Raw genomic sequence first — 2243 nt, 5'->3', positions numbered from 1 at the left:
GATGGCGCAGGGCGGTCTGGGTCAGTACCGCCACCGGGGCGGCATCATCAAGCATATAGGCCAGCCGTTCGGCGGGGTAGGCCGGATCGAGCGGCACATAGGCCCCGCCGGCTTTTAAGATCCCGAACAGGCCAGTGATCATGTCCACCCCCCGTTCAACACACAGCGCCACGCGATCATCAGGGCGCACGCCCCGCGCGATCAGGTGGTGGGCCAGCCGGTTGGCCCGGCGGTTCAGTTCCCCGTAGCTCAGCGACTGTGCCTCAAAAATCACGGCGAGGGCGTCGGGGGTGCGTTGCACCTGCGCTTCGAACAGTTGCTGAATCAGCACATCCTGCGGAAAATCGGCCTGGGTGGCGTTGAAATCACCCAGCAACTGCTGACGTTCTGTGGCGGACAAGATGGGCAGATGGGCAATGATCTGGGTTTCATCGGCCGTCATGGCGGTCAGCACCCGGGTGAGATAGCCCACCATCCGTTCAGCCGTCGCACGGTCGAACAGGTCTGAAGCATATTCCAGATAGCCCCCGAGGCCATCCAGGGTGTCGGTAAGTGACAGCGTCAGGTCAAAGTGGGCGCTGTGACGGGTTTGTCCGACCGGCGAGACGGACAGGCCGGGTAACTCCAGGGACTGGGCGGGGGTATTGTCCAGCGCCAGCATGACCTGAAAAATCGGGCTGTAGCTCAGGCTGCGCTCCGGTTGCAGGGCATCCACTATCTGCTCAAACGGCAGGTCTTGATGTGCATAGGCCGCCAGTGCCCGTTCGCGGACATGGGCAAGCAGTTCTGCTACGGTACTGCAACGACCGGACTCAATACGCAACGGCAGGGTATTGACGAAAAAGCCGATCAGCCCTTCCAGTTCACTCCGTTGGCGGTTGGCGACGGGGGTACCGATGACAATATCATCCTGACTACTGAGGCGGGCGAGCACGATCCCCCATGCCGCCAGCAGGGTCATAAATAACGTTGTTCCCTGCCGCTGCCCGAGCGTCTTGAGGGCGATCACTAAGTCTTCATTGAAATGGACGGGGACGTGGCCGCCGGCATAACGCTGCTCTGGTGGGCGTGGACGGTCGGTGGGCAGCTCCAGCAACGTTGGTGCGCCATGAAGTTGTTCCCGCCAAAAATCCCGTTGGGCCGCTAAGATGGCCCCTTGTAACCTCTCCCGTTGCCACACGGCATAGTCGGTGTACTGAATGGGCAGGGAAGAAAGGGGGGGGGCATCATTCTCAAGTGCGGCGCGGTAGAGTTCCCCCAGTTCACGGATCAAAATCCCCACTGACCAACCGTCGGAAATGATGTGATGCTGGGTGAGGATCCACACATGTTCTTCGTCCGCCAGTTGCAGCAATTGACCCCGGATCAGTGGGCCGTGCGCGAAATCAAACGGGGTGTGCATATCGCGTTCAGCCCGTTCAGCAATGTGTTGCTGTTGGGCGGCCGCCTCCCATGAACGCAAATCCTGATAGTGCAGGGCAAAGCCGGTATCCTCGGCATCGATGTGCTGGCAAGGCTGTTCATCCACTAAAACGAAGCGGGTGCGCAGGCTTTCATGCCGGGCGACGAGGCGATCAAGCGCGGCCGTGAATGCCGCCGGGTTGAGTTGACCGCTCAGGCGCAGCACCGCCGGCATATGGTAGGCGAGACTGGCGGCGGGATCGAGTCGGGCGAGGAACCACAGGCGTTGCTGGGCGAAAGAGAGGGGCCGTGGTTGACTGCGATCCACCGCCGGAATGACGGTGAGCACGGCGGCGGATGCGCCGGTGAGCACGGCCGCCAAATCGGCGAGAACCGGATGGGCGAAGAGTTGCTGCAAGGACAGTTCCCGTGCCAGCGCCTGACGTACCCGCGCGGTAAGCTGAACGGCGAGCAGGGAATGCCCGCCCAGCTCAAAGAAATGATCATGGCGACCGACCTGTTCCAGCCCCAGTAACGTTTGCCAGATCTCGGCCAGCGCCATTTCCATGTCACCCACAGGGGCTTCATAGCCACGTGTCACGACCGCCGTTTGATCCGGCTCCGGCAGTGCTCGACGGTTGAGTTTGCCATTGGGGGTCAGCGGGAAAGCATCGAGCGTCACAAAAGCGCTGGGCAGCATATAGTCGGCAAGATGCTGTGCAAGCTGCTGACGCAATGCTGCCGGCTCAAGTTCCGCCTTCGGTTCGGCGAGCAGATAAGCCACCAGACGCTTCTGATCGGCGTCGTCTCCGCGGGCAATCACCACCGCCTCGCGTACGCCG

At 61.6% G+C, this 2243-nt stretch carries 1 protein-coding gene; it reads right to left on the bottom strand.

Annotation, left to right across the window (positions count from 1 at the left end; all coding sequences use genetic code 11):
* Positions 1-2243, bottom strand: a 2243-nt coding sequence (locus H8A87_RS19280) for a condensation domain-containing protein (protein ID WP_198691495.1), incomplete at both ends; no start/stop codon positions are given.

This window comes from Xenorhabdus lircayensis, assembly GCF_016306625.1.
Lineage (GTDB): Bacteria > Pseudomonadota > Gammaproteobacteria > Enterobacterales > Enterobacteriaceae > Xenorhabdus > Xenorhabdus lircayensis.
The sequence above is the reverse complement of the archived record's forward strand: the minus strand, read 5'-3'. Positions and strand labels throughout refer to the sequence as shown.